A 15282-nucleotide genomic window follows, 5' to 3' on the forward strand; every position below is an offset into this window, starting at 1 on the left:
TATGAGTAACAGCACAACTAAAGATAACAGTGTTTATTGCCTACAAGGTCCTGAAAAGCTTTCTGCAACAGGCTCGGGTTTATTGAATAACAAAAGCTTTGTCTTTAAAGATTTGTTTGATGTAGCAGGGTTTATTACAGGAGCCGGTAATCCTGCTTGGCTAAATAGCCATGAGTCTGCTGACAATACGTCTCCTTTGATTGATAAGTTATTATCACAAGGCGCAAATTGTGTTGGCCGTGTACAAACAGATGAGCTTGCGTATAGTTTAAATGGACAAAATATTCATTACGGGACTCCGACCAACCCGATTGCACCAAATTGTTTACCAGGAGGATCATCGAGTGGCAGTGCGGTGGCAGTAGCCATAAAAGAAGCTGACTTCTCAATTGGTACTGATACCGGTGGCTCTGTACGTGTCCCAGCAAGTTACTGCGGTTTATTTGGCTTACGACCGACATTGGGGAAACTGGATTTAAGCAGTGCTTTTACTTTATCTACAAGCTTTGATACTGCAGGTATATTCAGTCGAGATTTATCTCTGTTAAGTGATGTCTTTATAACTCTTGCAGAAGATAAAAAAACAGGACAAAAGGCAGCTCAAATTTACCTTGATGACACCCTAGCAAAATCATTGAGCGAAGCACGTTTAACTAGTTTACAAGCTTGGTGTCAAACATCTTCTATTAAGCTGCTCGATTGTAATTTATTAGCTGAATTAGCGATTGAATTAGATCAACTTAGCCTTTTGTTCCGTACCATTCAAGGTTACGAAATTATTCAAGAACATGGCCAATGGTTAACTAAATACGGTGACACTTTAGATCCTTCAATTCTGTTACGCGTAGATTGGGCTCGTACCATTACCAGCGCAGAATATCATGATGCAAAAAAACAACAGCAAGACTTTACCGATAAAGTGACTAATTATTTACAGCAACTTAATGGCTTATTTGTATTACCGACAACGCCTTCAGGCGCGCCTTTATTAACCCTAACAGGTGAAAAACTAGCAGATTATCGTTCACAGTTGATGGGTTTAACCAGTATTGCAGGTTTAAGTGGCTTACCGCAATTGCACTTACCAATGACAGATTTAGATGAAGGTCCTTGCGGTTTTTCATTAATGGGCTTAGCCAATACCGAAACTGATTTGATTGCGACTGGATTAGAGCTTATCAAAGGAGACGTTAACTAATGACTTATCAAACTTCCTTTACCGCACCTCACCATAAAGCGGCTGCTGCAGGCCAAGCAATACTCGATGCAGGAGGCACTGCCAGTGAGGCAATGGTCGCTGCCGCAGCTATGGTTTCTGTACAATATCCGCATATGAACAGCATTGGTGGAGATGGCTTTTGGTTAATTAGCAAAGCAGGGCAACAACCTGTAGCCATTGATGCTTGTGGTGCCGCCTCTGTTAATATTGATGTGGAAAGCTATCGTCAACAAGCTGATGAGTTACCAGAAAGTGGTGGTTCAGCGGCATTAACCATGGCAGGGACTATTTCAGGTTGGCAAGCAGCATTAGAGATTAACGGTGGTAGCTTACCGCTGAGTAAATTACTACAACCTGCAATCGATGCAGCACAACAAGGGATTGAAGTCACACAAAGCTTAGTTGATGCTAGTGAAAAAACACTAAATCGATTACAACAGCTAGAGGCTTTTTCGGCGGTTTACTTAAAACAAGGTAAACCCCTTAAGGTTGGTGACATCATAACTAACCAACCTTTAGCCGATACTTTTACACAATTAGCCGAAGCCGGGTTGGATGATTTTTACCGAGGACAATTAGCAGAGCAAATAGCGGCTGAATTAGCATTAGCAGGTAGTCCAATTACGTTAGCAGACTTCAACCAACATCAAGCAAAAGTAACCACGCCGTTAAGCGTTGAAATATCAAAAGGCCAATTATATAACTTAGATGCGCCCACCCAAGGGTTAGCTTCTTTATTAATTTTAGCAATTTACGATCGTTTAGCAGATCAAGTTAACACTGAAGTCGAGCATATTCACCTGCTTGTAGAAGCCACGAAACAAGCTTTTATTATTCGCGACCAACAAGTCACTGACCCAACATGTTTAGAGCAACCACTTCAAGAATGGTTAAAAGATTCGGTCATTGAACAATGCGTAAATAATATTTCTTTAGAAAAAGCATTACCTTGGCCACATATGGCTAAACCAGGCGATACGGTTTGGATGGGAGCTTGTGATCAATACGGCACCATGGTCAGTTTTATACAAAGCATTTACTGGGAATTTGGTTCGGGTGTTGTATTGCCTAGCTCAGGTATCACTTGGAATATTCGAGGGAAAAGCTTCACGCTAGATGCTGACCACCACAATGTATTGGCGCCTGGTAAAAAACCTTTTCATACATTAAACCCAGCTTATGCAGAACTGAACGACGGTCGCCGCATGGTCTATGGAACAATGGGTGGCGAAGGCCAACCACAAACCCAAGCCTGCCTGTTTAGTCGTTATTTATATCAAGGTGCAAGCCTATCAAGTTCAGTGTCTAAACCTCGTTGGTTATTAGGCCGTACTTGGGGTGATAGTACGAATAACCTGCGTTTAGAAAATCAACTTTACAAACAATACGGCGCAACACTAAAAGACTTAGGCCACGACGTAACCGCCGTCGCTGATAATAATGAATTAATGGGGCACGCTGGTGCCATTATGCTCAATAAACACGGTAACGCGCTGGCAACTAGTGATCCGCGTAGTGATGGGCAAAGCTTACTTGGAGAAAAGAATGACAACTAACACTTTATTTGAAACGCTAAATCCACCTGTGCGTTTATTGATGGGACCAGGTCCTATCAATGCTTATCCACGCGTACATCAAGCGATTTCATCAGCATTAATTGGCCAATATGATCCTGTAATGACAGGTTACATGAATCAGGTGCAGTCCTTATACCGAGATGTATTCGAAACACAAAACAAACAAACAATGTTAGTCGATGGTACTGCACGTGCAGGTATCGAAGCGGTATTAGTGTCAGTGCTTAAACCAGGCGATAAAATATTAATTCCAGTAATGGGGCGTTTTGGCCACCTATTGTGCGAAATTGCACAACGTGTTGGTGCCGTCGTTAAAACCATTGATATCGAATGGGGTGAAGTATGTCCTCCAGAATTGGTTGAGAAAGCGATTAAAGAGTTTGGCCCAAAAATGCTAGCCACTGTACAAGGTGATACTTCAACCACAATGAATCAACCATTAGCAGAAATCGGTGAGATTTGTGAACGTTATGATGTGTTGTTTTATTGTGATGCTACCGCTTCAATCGCAGGTAATGAACTGAAAATAGATGAGTGGAAATTAGATGCGGTATCAGCAGGATTACAAAAATGTTTGGGTGGGCCATCTGGTAGCGCACCTATCACGCTAAGTGACCAATGTGCAGAAGTGATCACGCGTCGTAAGCATATTGAAGCAGGTATCCGAGCAGATCATCATACCGCTGGCAGTGATGCGATTATTCAGTCTAACTACTTCGACCTAGCCATGATAATGGATTACTGGGGACCAGAGCGTTTAAACCATCATACCGAAGCCACCAGCATGTTATATGCTGCACGCGAATGTGCACGTATCTTCTTAGAAGAAGGCAGTGAAAATGTTGTTGCACGTCATAAGCAAGCAGGTGATGCAATGGCTAAAGGTTTACAAGCAATGGGATTAACCTTGTTTGGTAACCAATCTTACAAAATGAATAACGTGGTTGGTGTTTACATCCCAGAAGGATTAGATGGTGATAAAGTACGTCAAGAATTACTTCTGTGTTTTGGTATAGAGATTGGTACTTCATTTGGTCCATTACACGGTAAAATCTGGCGTATCGGTACGATGGGCTTTAATGCTCGACAAGAGTGTGTACTTACTACACTTGCTGCATTGGAATCGGTTTTACTAAAACATAAAGTAAAAATAAACCCAGGTCAGGCAGTGACTACTGCTATGCAGCACTTTAGCGTCTAAGCGCAGTAGGAGCATTTATGTCAATAAAGAATACTCAGCAAAGCGCAGCAAAAATAATGCAATGGGCAGATAAATTGGCCAACTTTAGTGCGATGCCAGACGGTTTGTTAAGAGCTTACTTAACACCAGAGCATAAGTTAGCTCATCAGCAATTAGCAGACTGGATGGAGCAAGCTGGCCTCATCACATGGGAGGATAGTGTTGGTAATCAATGGGGGCGAAAAGAGTCGCCGAATCCAACTATGCCAACTTTATTGATCGGGTCTCACAGCGATACAGTAGCTAATGCCGGCAAGTACGATGGTAACCTTGGAGTATTACTAGCACTTGAAGCAATGTTTCAACTGCAAGGCGAAGCACTGCCCTTCCATGTAGATATTGTTGCCTTTGCCGACGAAGAAGGCACACGCTTTAATACCACCTTAATTGGCTCAAGTGCTGTCGCAGGGTGTTTTCAACCTGATTGGTTAGCTATCGAGGATGCTCAAGGGATTAGCATGGCACAAGCAATGCGTGATTTCGGTTTAGATCCTGAGCTAGCAGGTAAAGATCAAAAAAACACAGATGATACGCTAGCGTATTTAGAAGTGCATATTGAACAAGGCCCTGTATTAGAAGATCAAGATTTACCTGTCGGTGTTGTGACCGGTATTGCTGGTGCAAAACGTTACCAATTTAAACTTAAAGGCATGGCAGGACATGCAGGTACAGTGCCTCTAGCTTTACGAAAAGATGCAATGTCAGGTGCTGCTCAAATGATCTGTCACATTGAAAAGTTTGCCTTTGAGAACCAAATTGTAGCGACCGTTGGACGTTGTGAGGTATTTCCAGCAGCAGTCAATGTTATTGCTGGTGAGGTACACTTTACAGTAGATATTCGTAGTCAATCTCAATCGACATTAGAACGTTGTTGTGAGCAGCTATTAAAAGACTTAAATCATATCTCTGAACAACGACAATTGCAGTTAAGTCATGAAAAGCTTTATGAAGCGGAAGCTGTGTTATGTGATGACTCCTTACAAAAGCAATGGGGAGAAATAGTAAAACACCACACACAAAAAACACCGTGCTTCCTGTCTAGTGGTGCTGGCCATGATGCGATGGTGATGACGAATATTACTAATATCGCCATGCTATTTGTTCGTTGCGAAAAAGGCATTAGCCATAACCCAAGAGAACAAGTCATTGAATCCGATGTTGCAGTAGCATTAGATTGCTTAGTCGATATGATTAAAAAACTGTCGAAATAGCAAACAGTCCATATTATAAAAAAGGCGCTTAAATACAATATTTAAGCGCCTTTTTAGTATCAGAATAAAGCCCAAGCATTATTCAGAATAAGGATGATTCTCTATCCAGTGCTGTGCAATTTCTTCACGACGCGCAACCCACACATCATCATGAGATTGAACATAATCTAGAAACTTCTTCAATGCCATAAAGCGTCCAGGCTTACCAATTACTCGGCAATGTAAACCAATCGACATCATTTTAGGCTTGTCACTTCCCTCAGCATAAAGGCAATCAAAAGTGTCTTTTAAATATTGAAAAAATTCTTCGCCATGGCTAAAACCATAAGGTGAGGAAAAACGCATATCATTGTTATCCAATGTATAAGGGATAACCAAATGAGGACTTGTTGTTTTAGCGCCTTCAGCACTAGGAACTTGCATCCAAAATGGCAAGTCATCGCCATAATAATCAGAATCGTAAAGCAAACCTTCTTGTTCTGCTACTAACCCACGGGTATTTGGCGAATCACGCCCTGTATACCAGCCTAATGGTCGTTTTCCAGTTAAGTTTTCAATAATATCTAAGGCTTGTTTCATATGCTCACGTTCTTCTTCAATCGGCATATGCTGGTAATGAATCCATTTCAAACCATGACAAACAATCTCATGGCCATCTTCTATAATTGCTTGAGTAACGTCAGGGTTACGTTGTAAGGCAGTAGCAATCCCGAAGATAGTTAGCGGTAAATCGCGCGCTTTAAATTCATTTAAAATACGCCATACGCCTGCTCTTGAACCATATTCATATAAAGATTCCATGCTCATGTGACGTTCAGGATAAGCTTCGGCACCGGCTATTTCTGATAAAAAGGTTTCTGAATGATCATCACCATGCAACACGCAGTTTTCACCACCCTCTTCAAAATTCAAAACAAATTGCACCGCAATTTTTGCTTTATTTGGCCAGTTTGCATTAGGTACATCATGTCTACCATAGCCTCTATAATCACGAGGATTATCTTTACTCATCTTAACGCTCCTTTGTTTGTTCTTTATTCCGATCATATTAAATTACGTGTTGTAAATTTTGCCAACACCAAACATATCAATTAATTAATTTATTTATTCCAATGTTCATAACGCCCGTTAAAGGATTTCTTTAAAGGGGATCCATATTGACCTGTTTTGCAGGTTTTTAACCCTAATTGGTGTAATGACTCAGCTAACTTAACGGCAGCACAGACGCCATCTATAATAGGTACATTTAACTCAGCAGCTAACTTATCTGTTAAATCAGACATACCGGCACAGCCCAAAACCAATGCTTCAGCACCATCTTCAAATAATGCCTTTTCGCATTCCGCTTTTAGTTCACGGTAAACATCATCTTCAATATGTTCAAGGTCTAATACTGCAATATCAGTCGCTCTGACACCGCTACAAAGGTGTTGATAGCCATAACGATGAAGTAAGTGTTCACTAGCAGGTAAAGTTCTTGTCATAGTAGTTACTACGCCAAACCGATAAGCAACTAAACTAGCAAGCTGGAAAGCAGCTCCTGCTATACCGATCACAGGCACAGAAGCAATTTCTCGGGCAGCATCCAATGCAGGGTCACCAAAACAAGCAATAATATGTGCATCAACTTTATTTTCCTCTCCCTGTTTAATCACATCTAACAAAGCGGCAGAAGCAATCACTTCATCAAAAGCACTTTCAATACTTTCAGGACCATCTTTAGGCATAGATGCGATAATCTCAGTACTGGACAGTGCAGCCGCACGAGCAGAATCTGCTATTTTTTCAGTCATACCGACACAGGTATTAGGGTTAATTAAGTTGATTCGCATTGATCACTCCGTATTAGCAAACAGTTGTTGAAAATTAATTTTTTGGCCATCGCTAACACCTAATTTCAAAGAAGACTTAATATGGACTAAATGATGTTTCATCCAATCCTGAGCCTTTTTATCTTGCTGGCTATCCATTAATTCAATGAGCTCTAAATGATCACCACAATCACAACTTACACTGTGACGAGAACCAAAAACCGCAATGATTAATGATGACCGATAGCAAAGCTGCTGAATAAAGTCAGCCATTACAGAGTTATCTGACAACGCAGCTAACTCATAATGAAATTGTGCTGTTAATTGAATTAAAGCAGCTTGATCTTCGTTTGCCTCAGCTTCTTTCTCTTCCTTAAGCATGGCACGAAAATATTTGGAATTAGCCTTTGACCAATACTTCATTACTTCAGGGATCAATAATGGTTCTAGCATAATACGACTATCTAAAATCTCTTGCGCTTCCTGCTCGCTAGGACGATTTACATGCGCACCTTTATTTGGCTCAATGGTAACTATGCGCTCCAAAGCTAAACGTTGTAGCACCTTACGAATACTTGTCCGACTACGGCCAAATGCTTCAGATAACTTATCTTCAGGTAAACGTGCACCCGGTGGTAATTGATGTTCTACAATCGACTTCAATATTTTTTTGTAGATGGCTTCATCATTCAACATATTATTCACTATTAATCTCTCTTATTTATTGTATACAATAAAATACAACTAAATGTATACAACTTTATTTATTTCCTACCTTAAGACAATTCTCAATAAATGCTAATTTATATCTTCTAATGCACCAAAATGGTCTAAATAGCTTAAATATAGTGCATGAATGAGTCTTTTAAACCCAACAAAAATAAGTAACAGTACTTAAGATCCTGTATTCCCTAAAAAATTTAATATTGGATCATTAATTGCAAACCAACATTGTATACAATAAAAACATTGGAGGTTGTCATGTCAGAAAATTTAGCAATTAGCCCGCGCCTTAGTAATGAGGATCTATTACCCGAAAAAGAACAAAAGTGGGGCTGGTATAGTATCTTCGCTTTTTGGATGTCAGATGTACATAGTGTTGGTGGCTATGTCTTTGCAGCCAGCTTATTTGCATTAGGCTTGAATGGTATTCAAGTCTTTATTAGTTTACTAGTTGGTATTTGTATTGTTTTATTATTTGCCAATTTAATGGGCAAACCAGGACAAAAATGTGGTGCGCCCTTCCCAATCATTGCACGTATGTCATTTGGCGTGTTTGGTGCAAATATTCCCGCTGTCATTCGAGGTTTAATTGCTGTGGTTTGGTATGGAATACAAACCTACTTAGCCTCTAGCGCATTCATCATTTTAATTCTGTACTTCTTTCCTAACGCAGAAGTGTTAGCAGACAGTGAGTTTTTAGGCTTATCCTACTTAGGTTGGGTCGGTTTTAGTGCTATGTGGATATTACAAGCAATCATCTTTATGTTCGGTATGGATATGATCCGCAAGGTAATTGATTGGTCAGGTCCAGCAATCTACATCGCAATGTTTGCTTTATGTGTTTATTTAGTCAATTTAGCTGGTTGGGAAAATATTAGCTTTAACCTGAGCTCTGAAAAATTAGTAGGTTGGAATGCAATCGTACAAATGTTTATTGCGGCATGCTTAGTCGCAGGATATTTTGCAGGGCCAACCTTAAACTTTAGTGATTTCTCTCGTTATTGCAAAAGCTATAAAGAATTAAAAGTAGGTAATTTATTAGGGTTGCCAGTTAACTTTATTATTTTCTCTCTATTCAGTGTGCTTATTGTTTCGGCTTCTATCCCTGTTTTTGGTGAGATGATTACCGACCCAGTTGAAACAGTAAAACGCTTAGACTCAGGCATGATTACAATACTCGGCGCACTAACATTTATTTTCGCCACTGTAGGTATCAATATTGTAGCTAACTTTGTTGCCCCTGCTTTTGACTTTTCTAATGTAGCACCGCAAAAAATTAGCTTTAAAGCAGGTGGTTTCATTGCCGCTTTTGGTTCAGTACTTTTAACGCCTTGGAACCTATTTAATAACCCAGAAGTGATTCACTATACAGTTGATGTATTAGCCGCAATGATCGGTCCATTATACGGCATCATTATTGTTGATTATTACTTTATTAAAAAAGGCCATATTCATATTGAATCGTTATACACGGAATCACCAAAAGGTATTTACTGGTATCAAAACGGTATTAATATGAAAAGTGTTTATGCGTTAATCATCGCAGGTTTGCTAGCTATATATGCAACCTTTTTCATTGATGGTTTAGCGAACTATGCAATCTTTATTGGTGGATTTACTGCTGCCATCGCATACCGTTTTTTAATGAAAAAAGAACGAGCACAAACCTTAACAATGGAAGCAAGTTTAGTTAAATAACCACTGCAACCCCCAAAAGATGGCGCTATCGCTAGGTAGCCCATCTTTTTAAATAGCACTTCCCTTTATCCTCTTTTCTATACCTGTTTAGGCCAATCAGTTCGCCCATTGAAAGTGCAACAATTGCACCAATACAGAATTGAAGCACTCATAAATTTTCTTAAATAATCATTTTTAAAAAAATAAATAATTGTTTTATATACCTTTTTCACTTTTTCAACTTAATGGCACGATCGTTGCAAAAATATTATAAATAGTCACAATCGTTCCAAAAAATTAATAAGGAAGTCACATGAGCGAAAACTCGGAGCTAATCTACAAACTCGATGATAACCCCTCTAATAAGGAATCATTTTTTGCAGCCATACAGCATGTATTAGCTAGTTTTATCGGTATTATTACCCCTACCCTAATTATTGGTGGTGTACTGGGTTTAGGTGATGAAATTCCTTATCTAATTTCAATGGCATTAATGGTGTCGGGCGTCGGGACCATTATTCAAGCTAAACGACCTATGGGTATTGGCGCAGGAATGATATGTGTACAAGGCACCAGTTTTGCTTTTTTAAGCTCAGTATTAGCGGCAGGTTTTATTGCTAAAGCTAACGGTGGCGGTCCGGACCAAATTCTTTCACTTATTTTTGGTGTGTGTGTCTTAGGCGCTTTTGTAGAAATTGCAGTAAGCCAATTCTTAGATAAACTAAAGCGAGTAATTACTCCGGTTGTAACAGGTACAGTTATCACCGTTATTGGTATTAGTTTAATCAAAGTTGGTTTTACTGATTTAGCGGGTGGTCAATGGTTGTTAACTAATAAACCAGAATTATTTGCTAGCTTCGACAACCTATTTTTAGGTGGCCTGGTAATGGTAGCTATCATTGTTGCACATAAATATGGTAACCAATGGGTTCGCTTGTCATCGATTATTATTGGTATGTTAATCGGTATGATTGCAGCAGTATTAATGGGAAAAGTTAATTTCAGCGCCATTAATCAAGTTGAATCAATTATTAGTTTACCGGTACCATTTAAATATGGTTTCTCATTTGATATTGCAGCTTTTATCCCAATTGCTTTGATCTATTTAATAACTGCCATTGAAACATCTGGTGATATCACTGCAAACTGCATGGTTTCAAAACAACCAATCGCAGGAAAATCATATATTAAACGTATCCAACAAGGTATTTTAGGCGATGGTGTAAATTCATTAATCGCTGGATTATTTAATACTTTCCCTAATACTACTTTCAGCCAGAATAATGGTGTTATTCAGTTGACAGGCATAGCAAGTAGATACATCGGAGTATGGATCGGTGGTATCTTAATCGTGATGGGATTATTTCCACATATTGGTGCTCTATTCCGTGCAGTTCCAAATTCAGTATTAGGCGGTGCAACCATTATCATGTTTGCAACTGTTGCAACTGCGGGAGTGAAAATCTTAACTCACGTTGAGTTAAACAGAAAAAATATGCTGACACTCGCTGTTTCATTTGGAATGGGGCTTGGCGTATTGTTAGTGCCTGAGGTAGTGAATACTGTTTCTGCTAATATCGGTGGAGATCTAGGCTCTATAGTAAAAAGTATCTTTGGTTCACCAATTACAGCCAGTGGCTTGAGTGTCATCATATTAACCTTGTTTTTAGGTGAATATCCTGAAGAATACAACCCGATTATTCAGGACTTCCCACTTGACGGTGAACATTCAGCTAAAGTTAAGAGTTAGGATTTCATTCACGAAGTGTTTTATGGCTTAATACACTTGGCATGAAAAACAGTTTTAAGTAATAAAACTGATATGGCGCTTTCCTAAATATAACCATCTAGGAAAGCGCCCATCTATTTAAGTAATCACAAGAAGTTTAGTGAATTACATAAATAACTGTAATGTTATCGATACTTTATATATCACTAAGAATATTTAAGTAGATAACAGTTTTCAGATGAAAATAACTATATATTTTACAACTAATCAAAATTAAGGACAATTTATGAAGAAGATATTAACCACCACAGCTGCAGCAGTGTCAATTGCACTTTGTTCATTTGTAGCTCAAGCTGCTGATTTCAAACCGGCTGTTGCTTATGATTCAACAGGTAAGTTTGACAAATCTTTCGGACAAGCGGTGGCGGAAAACGGTGTCATTAAATTCATGGAGCAATCTGATACTAAAGTTCGTGAATTAGTGCCTTCAAGTGACGCTCAACGTGAACAGGGTCTTGAGCGTTTGGCTCGTAAAGGTTTTAGCCCAATTCTGGTCGTTGGTTTCTTATACGCAACACCTCTACAAAAAATCGCTGCTAAGTATCCTGACAGTCAGTTCATCATCATTGATGCAGTGGTTGATCTACCAAATGTAAAATCAGTTTTATTTAAAGAGCAAGAAGGCTCTTTCCTTGTTGGTGCTATGGCAGCAATGAAATCAGCGACTAATAAAGTTGGCTTTGTAGGCGGTATGGATATTCCACTTATCCGTCGATTTGCTTGTGGTTATGAGCAAGGTGCTAAATACGTTAACGAAAATGCAGAAGTTTTCCAAAATATGACAGGTTCAACTAACGCAGCATGGTCAGATCCAGCGCGTGGTTCTGAGCTAGCTAAAAGCCAATTCAGTAAAGGTGCTGATGTTGTATTTGCTGCTGCAGGTGGTACTGGCGTAGGTGTTTACCAAGCAGCTGCAGATGAAGGTAAATATGCAATTGGTGTAGATTCAAACCAAAACTACATTCACCCAGGTGTGATGTTAACGTCTATGGTTAAACGTGTTGGTGTTGCAACAGTAGATGCATTCAAAGCCGCTGAAGCAGGTACATTTACACCAGGTATTCAAAGCCTTGGCTTGAAAGAGAATGGTGTAGATTGGGCGTTAGACGAATATAACCGAGACTTAGTAACACCTGATATGGAAGGTAAAATTGCTGGTATTAAAGCAAAAATCATTTCTGGTGACATCAAAGTACACGATTACATGAGCGACAATACTTGTAACTACTAGTATCTCCCCTGAGAAAATTGATGCTCCCTTGCAATAAGTAAGGGAGCATTTTATCGATCTTTATCAATGGACAGAATAGAGAAACTTAATTTATGTCTCAACCCCACAATCAAGAGAACATTGCTTTAGAGCTTTGCGGCATCGATAAAAAATTCGGTGCAGTACACGCTAATTGCAATATCGATCTAAAAGTACCTGCAGGGACAATCCATGGCATCATTGGAGAGAATGGCGCAGGTAAATCAACCCTAATGAATATCATTTATGGGTTTTATGTTGCAGACTCTGGCGATATTAAAATATCAGGTGAAGTGCGTAAATTAACAAGCTCGAAAGAAGCAATTAGTTACGGCATTGGTATGGTACACCAGCACTTCATGCTGGTTGATAATTTTAGTGTATTAGAAAATGTTATTTTAGGCGCAGAAGAAGGCGGCCTGTTACAACCTAGCTTACGAAAAGCCCGAAAAGAATTAGAGCGTTTAGCCAAAGAATACCAGCTAAATGTTCCCCTCGACGCATTAATTGAAGATCTTCCTGTTGGCTTACAACAGCGTGTTGAAATTTTAAAAGCACTGTATCGTGGTGCAAAAATCCTTATATTAGATGAACCAACTGGTGTACTAACCCCACAAGAGACTGATCATTTATTTAAGATCTTTGATGCATTACGAGATCAAGGCGTAACGATTCTGTTAATTACGCATAAGTTACGTGAAATTCTAGCCGCAACCGATAACGTATCTGTGATGCGCCAAGGTGAAATGGTTGCTCACCGTAAAACAGCTGATACAGATAAAGAAGAACTAGCGGAACTGATGGTTGGCCGCAAGGTTCGCTTAAAAGTAGAAAAAACCGAAGCCGATGCGCAACAAGAGCTACTTTCCACCTCTAACCTTACTTATACCGATGAATTAGGTGTTGACCGTTTAAAGAACGTATCTATCTCCATTAAAGCAGGTGAAGTAGTTGGTATTGCAGGTGTATCGGGCAATGGACAATCGGAACTGATGAGTGCGCTGGCGGGTTTAATTAAACCCAATTCTGGGCAAATTAATATTGGTGGTACGCAAATTGATGCACAAAACCCAAGTTCAGCAGCACAAGTTCGCGACCTAGGCGTTGGGCATATTCCAGAAGACCGTTTGGTAATGGGGCTAATTAAGTCTTTTAGTGCAGAAGAATCAGCTATTTTAGGCTATCAAAACTCTGATACCTATAATGGAAGGTTCTTAAATAAACCTAAAATAATCAACCAAGAATGTGCACGTTTGATGGAAGACTGGGATGTACGCCCACGCGATCCAAAATTACGTAGTTCTTTATTTTCAGGTGGTAACCAACAAAAATTAATCATCGCACGAGAAGTAGATAAAGATCCTAATATTTTATTAATTGGTCAACCTACACGTGGCGTTGATATCGGAGCCATTGAATTAATCCATAAACGTATTATTGAATTACGTGATCAAGGCAAAGGGATTTTATTAGTTTCCGTTGAGCTCGATGAAATTATGGCTTTATCAGACCGTATCATTGTGATGTTTGATGGCAATATCGTGGGTGAAGTTAGCGCACAACAAGCCAATGAAAAAATCCTCGGCATGATGATGGCTAATATTATGCCTGACGAACTGCAATCAAATGCAGCAACAACTTCTGGAGAGCAATTATGAATGACTCAAAGATTCCAGCATGGGTAAGCATTATTGTTCTTCCGTTAGTCAATATTCTGTTTGCTTTTGCTTTTTCTGCCATTATATTTTTGGCCGTTGATGTAAACCCAATTGAAGCCGCACAAACTATGATTAATGGTGCGTTTGGTTATCAAGAAGGAATTGGTTACACCTTTTACTATGCGACTAACTTTATTTTTACTGGCTTAGCAGTTGCCGTAGCCTTTTCAGCAGGGTTATTTAATATCGGTGGTGAAGGCCAAGCTTATATTGGCGGACTCGGCGTAGGCTTAGTTTGTCTAGGTTTGGATCATACCCTACCCTTTTGGGCACTATTACCGATCTCTATGTTTGCAAGTATGGCATTTGGGGCGTTATGGGCGTTAATACCAGCTTACCTTCAGGCCTACCGCGGTAGCCATATTGTAATCACCACCATTATGTTTAACTTTATTGCGTCATCATTGATGGTGTATTTAATGGTAAATGTTTTAAATCAAAAAGGCCAAATGGCTCCTGTATCACGTGTTTTTGAAGCCTCAGCTGGTTTGCCGGGTTTCCACACTATTGCCGGATGGTTTGGCTATGGTTTTGCTGAATCCCCAATGAATTTAAGCTTTTTAATTGCGCTACTTTGTTGTGTTTTAGTATGGCTATTACTTTGGAGAACGCGTTGGGGTTATGCTATCCGTGCAATGGGTTCAAGCCCTTCTGCTGCTGAATACGGTGGTATCAACCGTAAGCGTTTAATCATTATTGTGATGCTTATTTCTGGTGCTTTATCAGGTTTATTAAGCCTAAATGAAGTACAAGGTTATTCACAACAGCTTAAATTAGGCTTTGTAGCAGGATATGGTTTTACTGGTATTGCAGTATGTTTGATCGGACGAAATCATCCCTTTGGCATTGTGTTAGCAAGTATTTTATTCGGGATTTTATACCAAGGTGGCGCAGAGCTATCTTTTGATTTCCCAAATATTGACCGTGAGATGATCCAAGTAGTACAGGCATTAGTTGTACTCTTTAGTGGCGCACTATCATTAATGTTGGTTAAACCAACTGAGCGATTATTTGTTTATTTAGATGAAAAGAAAAAGTCTAACAACACTAACGCTGCGGAGGCTTAAA

12 protein-coding genes are annotated in these 15282 nt (G+C 39.5%); 9 read left to right on the top strand and 3 right to left on the bottom strand.

The window, feature by feature from the left end; all coding sequences use genetic code 11:
• The first annotated feature begins 1 nt into the window (after position 1).
• The 4 genes from V5290_RS10820 to V5290_RS10835 are packed head-to-tail and all read left to right on the top strand — an operon-like array spanning position 2 to position 5247.
• Entirely contained in the window at positions 2 to 1198 is a 1197-nt protein-coding gene (locus V5290_RS10820) for an amidase (RefSeq protein WP_333385311.1), read from the top strand.
• Complete coding sequence (locus V5290_RS10825; protein ID WP_333385314.1) at positions 1198 to 2775, top strand: gamma-glutamyltransferase family protein; 1578 nt, start codon at positions 1198 to 1200, stop codon at positions 2773 to 2775. The genes V5290_RS10820 and V5290_RS10825 overlap by 1 nt, the downstream gene beginning before the upstream one ends.
• The gene (locus tag V5290_RS10830) at positions 2765 to 3997 is read left to right on the top strand and encodes an alanine--glyoxylate aminotransferase family protein (protein ID WP_333385316.1); all 1233 of its coding nucleotides are present in this window, start codon (positions 2765 to 2767) and stop codon (positions 3995 to 3997) included. Before V5290_RS10825 ends, V5290_RS10830 begins: the two co-directional genes overlap by 11 nt.
• A gap of 17 nt (positions 3998 to 4014) precedes the next feature.
• Positions 4015 to 5247, top strand: coding sequence for an allantoate amidohydrolase (locus V5290_RS10835; protein ID WP_333385318.1), 1233 nt, complete (start codon positions 4015 to 4017; stop codon positions 5245 to 5247).
• Between the two features lie 78 nt (positions 5248 to 5325).
• Here V5290_RS10835 and puuE read toward each other — a convergent pair whose 3' ends face one another.
• The 3 genes from puuE to V5290_RS10850 form a co-directional block, all read right to left on the bottom strand.
• Positions 5326 to 6258: an allantoinase PuuE gene (gene puuE / locus V5290_RS10840; protein WP_333385322.1), complete on the bottom strand. Its 933-nt coding sequence runs from the start codon at positions 6256 to 6258 to the stop codon at positions 5326 to 5328.
• Between the two features lie 89 nt (positions 6259 to 6347).
• On the bottom strand, positions 6348 to 7079 hold the full coding sequence (locus V5290_RS10845) for an aspartate/glutamate racemase family protein (protein ID WP_333385324.1): 732 nt from the start codon (positions 7077 to 7079) through the stop codon (positions 6348 to 6350).
• 3 nt (positions 7080 to 7082) lie between these two features.
• Positions 7083 to 7754: a GntR family transcriptional regulator gene (locus tag V5290_RS10850; protein WP_333385511.1), complete on the bottom strand. Its 672-nt coding sequence runs from the start codon at positions 7752 to 7754 to the stop codon at positions 7083 to 7085.
• Positions 7755 to 8039: 285 nt separating this feature from the next.
• Here V5290_RS10850 and V5290_RS10855 point away from each other — a divergent pair, with 285 nt between their 5' ends.
• From V5290_RS10855 to V5290_RS10875, 5 genes are all read left to right on the top strand, one after another.
• Complete coding sequence (locus V5290_RS10855) at positions 8040 to 9479, top strand: NCS1 family nucleobase:cation symporter-1 (RefSeq protein ID WP_333385327.1); 1440 nt, start codon at positions 8040 to 8042, stop codon at positions 9477 to 9479.
• A 292-nt stretch (positions 9480 to 9771) separates the two neighbouring features.
• A complete protein-coding gene (locus V5290_RS10860; protein WP_333385329.1) occupies positions 9772 to 11208 on the top strand; it encodes a nucleobase:cation symporter-2 family protein in 1437 nt (478 codons plus the stop codon).
• Between the two features lie 265 nt (positions 11209 to 11473).
• Positions 11474 to 12478 carry a BMP family ABC transporter substrate-binding protein gene (locus V5290_RS10865; protein WP_333385332.1) on the top strand — a complete coding sequence of 335 codons (1005 nt, stop codon included), beginning with the start codon at positions 11474 to 11476 and terminating at the stop codon, positions 12476 to 12478.
• Between the two features lie 92 nt (positions 12479 to 12570).
• On the top strand, positions 12571 to 14154 hold the full coding sequence (locus V5290_RS10870; protein ID WP_333385334.1) for an ABC transporter ATP-binding protein: 1584 nt from the start codon (positions 12571 to 12573) through the stop codon (positions 14152 to 14154).
• The gene (locus tag V5290_RS10875) at positions 14151 to 15281 is read left to right on the top strand and encodes an ABC transporter permease (RefSeq protein WP_333385337.1); all 1131 of its coding nucleotides are present in this window, start codon (positions 14151 to 14153) and stop codon (positions 15279 to 15281) included. The genes V5290_RS10870 and V5290_RS10875 overlap by 4 nt, the downstream gene beginning before the upstream one ends.
• Position 15282 lies beyond the last annotated feature (1 nt).

The organism is Psychromonas arctica (genome assembly GCF_036697365.1).
Lineage (GTDB): Bacteria > Pseudomonadota > Gammaproteobacteria > Enterobacterales > Psychromonadaceae > Psychromonas > Psychromonas arctica_A.

Excerpts from the sequence above, each read along its gene's own strand:
- V5290_RS10820 (WP_333385311.1), top strand. The coding sequence starts at position 2 with ATGAGTAACAGCACAACTAAAGATAACAGTGTTTATTGCCTACAAGGT.
- V5290_RS10825 (WP_333385314.1), top strand. The coding sequence starts at position 1,198 with ATGACTTATCAAACTTCCTTTACCGCACCTCACCATAAAGCGGCTGCT.
- V5290_RS10830 (WP_333385316.1), top strand. The coding sequence starts at position 2,765 with ATGACAACTAACACTTTATTTGAAACGCTAAATCCACCTGTGCGTTTA.
- V5290_RS10835 (WP_333385318.1), top strand. The coding sequence starts at position 4,015 with ATGTCAATAAAGAATACTCAGCAAAGCGCAGCAAAAATAATGCAATGG.
- puuE (WP_333385322.1), bottom strand. The coding sequence starts at position 6,258 with ATGAGTAAAGATAATCCTCGTGATTATAGAGGCTATGGTAGACATGAT.
- V5290_RS10845 (WP_333385324.1), bottom strand. The coding sequence starts at position 7,079 with ATGCGAATCAACTTAATTAACCCTAATACCTGTGTCGGTATGACTGAA.
- V5290_RS10850 (WP_333385511.1), bottom strand. The coding sequence starts at position 7,754 with ATGTTGAATGATGAAGCCATCTACAAAAAAATATTGAAGTCGATTGTA.
- V5290_RS10855 (WP_333385327.1), top strand. The coding sequence starts at position 8,040 with ATGTCAGAAAATTTAGCAATTAGCCCGCGCCTTAGTAATGAGGATCTA.
- V5290_RS10860 (WP_333385329.1), top strand. The coding sequence starts at position 9,772 with ATGAGCGAAAACTCGGAGCTAATCTACAAACTCGATGATAACCCCTCT.
- V5290_RS10865 (WP_333385332.1), top strand. The coding sequence starts at position 11,474 with ATGAAGAAGATATTAACCACCACAGCTGCAGCAGTGTCAATTGCACTT.
- V5290_RS10870 (WP_333385334.1), top strand. The coding sequence starts at position 12,571 with ATGTCTCAACCCCACAATCAAGAGAACATTGCTTTAGAGCTTTGCGGC.
- V5290_RS10875 (WP_333385337.1), top strand. The coding sequence starts at position 14,151 with ATGAATGACTCAAAGATTCCAGCATGGGTAAGCATTATTGTTCTTCCG.